The 5,059-nt window shown below is 68.2% G+C and carries 4 protein-coding genes; all 4 read right to left on the bottom strand.

Going from position 1 to position 5,059, the window contains the following annotated elements; genetic code table 11:
- Nucleotides 1–499 (bottom strand): outer membrane beta-barrel domain-containing protein (locus AC1D12_RS24350; RefSeq protein WP_477843395.1); only part of this gene is annotated, 499 nt, incomplete at its 3' end.
- Nucleotides 500–504: 5 nt separating this feature from the next.
- Nucleotides 505–1,308 carry an SH3 domain-containing protein gene (locus AC1D12_RS24345; RefSeq protein ID WP_477843393.1) on the bottom strand — a complete coding sequence of 268 codons (804 nt, stop codon included), beginning with the start codon at nt 1,306–1,308 and terminating at the stop codon, nt 505–507.
- 13 nt (nt 1,309–1,321) lie between these two features.
- Nucleotides 1,322–1,966, bottom strand: a complete 645-nt coding sequence (locus AC1D12_RS24340) for a hypothetical protein (RefSeq protein ID WP_047511908.1) — start codon at nt 1,964–1,966, stop codon at nt 1,322–1,324.
- Nucleotides 1,963–5,010 (bottom strand): HzsA-related protein, encoded by a 3,048-nt coding sequence (locus AC1D12_RS24335; RefSeq protein WP_477843391.1) that lies wholly within the window; start codon nt 5,008–5,010, stop codon nt 1,963–1,965. Before AC1D12_RS24335 ends, AC1D12_RS24340 begins: the two co-directional genes overlap by 4 nt.
- Nucleotides 5,011–5,059: the final 49 nt, after the last annotated feature.

Here is a 5,059-nt window from a genome sequence, read left to right as displayed (position 1 = left end):
TGAAGGTCTGCTTGCGCTGGTCGTTGAACTTGGTGCTGCCGTCGCCGCCGATCAGGTACACCGCCGACGCCTTCGCGGTGTTGCGGCCGAAGAAGATCTCGCCCGGCAGCACGTTCACGCCGATCGAGACGTTGTAGTAGCGCAGCTTCTGGCTGTCGTCGGAGAGCACGCCGCCGGGCAGGATCTGCCGGAACGATTCATCGCTCACCTTGGTCTGGGCGTAGACGGCCTCGACGAAGTAATCCTCGGTGATGTGGTAGCCCACGCGCAGGCCCGAGACGGCGTTGGCGCCGAAGTTCTGCGTGCTGTAGGTGCCGCCGAACAGGCCGAACTCGAAGTCGTTCGACGGGATCTTCGGCACGTTCACCGGGCGGCGATCGACCTGCGGCACGATCACCTGCTCGTTGCCGGGTTCGACGACCTGCTGCTGGTTCTGGGCCTGCGCCGCGAACGGCGCGGCAAGGCAGGCCGCGAGGACAAGACGTTGGAGTTTGCGCATGGCCGTCAATTGAAGAAGAAGGAGAAGCCGACCGTGGCGGCACGGTACTCGGCGCTGCGGGTGTCGTCGATGAACACCGTGTAGAGCGACCAGTCGGCCCGCAGCACGAAGCGGTCGGACAGGTGGTAGCGCACGCCGATGCCGGCGTCGGCCATCTTGGAGTTGGTGCCGACCGCGTCGACCAGCGTCGAATTGGGCACGTTCTTGAACTTGCCGAAGCCGACCGCGAAGAACGGCGACAGGCGCTTGTCGGACCAGGGCTCGACCATCAGGTTGGCATGCCAGAAATCGCTGCCGGAGAACACGCCCTGCACCTGGCCGAGCGTGGCTTCGAGCGACAGCGTGTCCGACAGGCGGTAGCCGGTCCACATCTTCAGCATCGGCTCGCCCTTGAAGCGGCCCCAGCCGGTGCCGAACTCGACGCGGCGATTCAGGTAGTCGTCGAGCAGCACGTCGCGGAAGGTCTTGGTGCTGCCGGCCTCGGTCAGCGTGGTCTCGAGCTGCGCGCGCGTGACCCAGCCTTCCTTGCCCTTGTCGGTGCGCACCTTGAACCAGTCGGTGTGGCGCAGCAGCACCTCGATCCACTCGCCCTTCTCGGCGATGTGGAACACCGGGTAGCCGCGGCCCGCGCCGGTGTGCATCTCGATGTAGGGGTCGCTGACCTGCAGCCGCTCGGGCGGGGTGTCCGCGGCCACCGCCGGCAGCGCAGCAACGCCCAACGCACAGGCGAGCGCCAGCCTTTGAAGGACGTGGCGAAGGTGGGCGTGAAAACGGCGTGGGTGCGACTCGGGCGAGAGGGCGAGGGTCATGCTGGCATTGTTGTCAATTTGTATTGCAGGTCCCCGTGTTCGGGTCTGCCGGCGTGAACATGTTGTAGGTCGCGGTGCTGAACTCGTCCTGGCCCGACGGCGACGGGTGGGTGATCCAGTACTCGATCAGCTTGACGTTGGCATCCTGGTCGTTCGGGAAGATCTGCCCGCCGCCATGCAGCACGTTGATCAGCAGCGGCTTCGCGAGCAGCCGGCTCTGCGTGGTCGAGCCTTCCACCACCTCGCCCTGCGCGGAGTAGAAGTTCTTGTACATGTCGGTCTGGCGGATCACGTCCGGCGTGTTGGCCGGGTCGGTCACGTCCAGCGCGGTTGCGCCGGTGGCGATGCGGAACGCGCCGCCGGTGCCGGCCACCGTGTCATGGCAGCCCGAGCCGGCGCAGGTGTTGGTGGTGGTCGTGCCGTTGTGCGTGATCGGCAGCGCCGCCAGGAAGATCGGGTTGATGCACTTCTGGAAGTAGGCGTACGACAGGCGCTGGCCCGACGCGCCGGCCGGGTTGTTGATCGTCGACGGGTTGCCCAGCGGGTTGCCGCCACCGCCGCAGCTGGCGAGCCAGGCTGCGGCGAGGCAGGCACCCGCCGCGCGCAGCGGCACCCGCCAGGGTGCGCGCGCAGGTGCCTTGGGAGACGCGTGCGTCATGGGGTGGTACAGCCCTTCTTGATCCAGTTGGCGATCGTCACGTAGTTCGCGCTGCCCACCGGCAGCACCGCGGTCGGCGAGCTCGCGGCGCCCGCCGGGTGCGGGATCGTCGACGGCCGCTTCAGCAGCGAGTTGGCTTCCGGATGGCAGGCGTCGTTGATCATCGTCAGTGTGACATTGAAATCGCCCTCCGCGTCACCCAGCAACACGAAGCGGTTCTCGCGGAACGCCTTGCCGGCGGCGATCTCGTCGCTGCCGATGCCCTGGTGGCAACCGGCCGCGCAGGTGCTGCGCAGGATCGGGTACACGTCGGACTCGAACGAGGCCTGGGTGATCTGCCCGATGCCCTTCACGCCGCCTGCGGACAGGTCGTTGTAGTACTTGCTGCCGAGGTCGATCCATTCGGCCAGCAGGCGCTTCTCGGCCTTGGTCAGCAGCGTGGCGTGGTCCGGCGCGCCTGCCGCCGGGGTCGGGTACAGCGTGCGCGCATCGGCGCTGGCCATCAGCGTCGCGCCGGACAGGATCTCCAGCAGCCGGCTCTTGCGCCCCATGCCGAGGGCATCGCCTTCGCTGGCCATCGTGTCGACCATCGCCGGCTCGCGGTCGATCATCGGCACGCCTTCCTCGAGGTGGGTCTTCGGCAGGCCGGTGGCCTGGTCGATGACCGGGTCGCCGATCAGCAGGCGCTCGTACGACGCATTGCGGCCGGTGCCGGCGATCGTCGCGCTCAGGTCCAGCTTGGCCGGGTCGGCGTGGCAGGTCACGCAGGTGCCGGCGCCGTTGACGCCGCGGCTGACCGTCCACATCGGCTGGATGTGGTCCGGGTAGTTGATGACGCCGTCGGTCGGGGCGGCGGTCAGCAGGTCGTCCTTCGGATCGGTGTTGTTCTTGTACTTGATGCTGATCGAATTGCGCGCGGTCACGCCGGCCTTGGCCGTGTCGGCCCAGACGTCGGAGGAGACCATGTCGGTCATCAGCTTCAGCACGTTCGGGTCGAGGCGCGTGCGGGTGCCGGCCATCGTCTCGCCCGACTGGTGGGCGCTCGCCAGGTTGTCGAACCAGCCCGACGGGATCGTGTTGGCGACCGCACCGGAGTTCAGCGCGCCGCCGCGGCGCGGGCTGTGGCAGCCGTCGCAGGTGCGGCGTTCGCCCGGGCGGACCTGGATCCAGTTGGTGTGGGTCTGGAAGGCACGGCCTTCGGCATCGACCACCGCCAGCCCGATCGGGGTGTCGGCCGGCACCTGCAGCTTGAACGAGCCGTCCGGCTCGATCGGCGCGTAGCCGAGGATCTGCTGCGGCTCGAAATCGGTCTCGCCGATCGCGGCCCGCACGCCCATGCCCTGGCTCGGCGCCACTGCGCGGAAGGCGCGGATGAAGCGGGCCGGCGCGCAGCCATAGGCCGGGCTGGCCGGGTCCTTCATCTTGACGAGGTCGGCGACCTGGGCGCGGGTGTCCAGCGGGTCGGTCGGCGCGGTCTTCGCGATCGCGGTGGTGCAGGTGGCCGACAGGTCGGCCGCCGCGATCACCGGGTCACCCATGCGGCCGAGGCCGTCGGTGTCGTAGACGCTGCGCACTTCGAGCAGGCCGAGCTTCTGGGCGGCCAGCGTCGGGTCGACCGGGGTCGGGTCGGTGGCGTTCGGCTCGGCGCGCGACTGCAGCGGCACCGGGTCGGTGTTCATGAAGCCCGGGGGCGGCGGCGCGATCGGCTGCAGGCCCTTCTTCGGGTCGTTCGGGTCGAACATGTAGATGCCGTACGGCGGCGGCACGTTGTCCTTCACGCCGTCGGCCTCGACCTCGCTTTCCAGCCGGTTGTCATCGGCCAGGCGCGCCTTCTCGGCATCGGTCAGCGTGGCGCACGGCACCACCTTGCCGTTCTTCGTCACTTCGCAGGGGCGGTAGGCGACCAGCACGCGATCGGTGCCGTCCCACAGCGGGAACGGCGTCGTGATGCGGCCGTACGCCGACAGCCCGCCGTCGATGTTCAGCGCCTGTTCGGTCGGGTAGTACTGGCCGCCCTGGGCCGCGACGCTCGGGTTGGCCGGCGTGTTCTGCTCGGAGTAGTTGGCCGCGTCGACCAGCACCAAGCCGCCGCCTTCCTTGGTGCGCGACAGCGGCATCAGGTCGGATGCGAGGARACCCTTGAACTTGCCCTTCGGGTCCATGTCGCGCGGGTGCAGGAAGCTGTTGCCCTCGCTGTGTGCGCCGTACAGCACGAACATGTCGGTGCCGTCGGGCTTCACGCGGAACACCTTGAAGTGGTTGCGCATGCCGACGTGGTCCCAGCGCGAGAACATGATGTCGCCGTTGGGGCGCACGACCGGGTTGCGGTCATGGCTCTGGTTGACCGAGATCTGCGTGATGTTGCCGCCGGTGGCATCCATCGTGTGCAGGTTGAACACACGCTCGCGCTCGTACTCGTCGAGCGCGAAGCGGTTGCCGCCGACGCCCTGGTTGAAGAACGAGGTGCCCTGGCGGTTCGACGAGAACACGAAGCCCTTGCCGGCCGGCAGGTAGGCCGGGTCGACGTCGTCGCYGTCGGTGGAGCTGGTCAGACGCTTGAAGCTGCCGCCGGTCAGGCCGCTCTTCGTCATGTCGTATTCCCAGATGTTCCAGCGCCCGGTACAGGCCTTGGCGCCGTTGATCATCGAGGTGTTGGAGGTCTCGCACTTCAGCGCGAAGACGATCTTCTTGCCGTCGAACGACACCTCGGGGTCGGACACGTCGCCGTGGCCCTGGGTGATGTCCTTCGTGATGTTGTGCTCGGGCGCGCTCGGCGAGGATTTCTCGCGGATCATCAGGTCGCCGCCCTGGGCGTACGGGGCGCCGTTGGTCGGGTTCATGCCCATCGTGTTGACGCGCTGCGTGTACGCGAGCGGCACGTCGCCTTCCACCGTGAGGCTGGATGAATCGCTGGAACTGCCGCTGCCGCAGGCCGCGAGGACCGCGGCCATGGTGGCGAGCAGCGCGGCGCCGGCGAACCGGATGCTGCCTCGGTGCGCCCGGCGATCGCTCGCGGGGCCCTGGGTTGCTGTGGGGTACTTCATCTTCTCGCCTCCGATGCGGCCGGTCGTCTACTGCCGGCCTGGGTTGCCG

This window comes from Rhizobacter sp. P1_G5, from assembly GCF_056405435.1.
This window is presented reverse-complemented; position numbering and strand designations above follow the sequence as displayed.

Bases quoted from the DNA above. Each gene is read 5' to 3' on its own strand.
- AC1D12_RS24345 (WP_477843393.1), bottom strand. From the start codon at position 1,308: ATGACCCTCGCCCTCTCGCCCGAGTCGCACCCACGCCGTTTTCACGCC.
- AC1D12_RS24340 (WP_047511908.1), bottom strand. From the start codon at position 1,966: ATGACGCACGCGTCTCCCAAGGCACCTGCGCGCGCACCCTGGCGGGTG.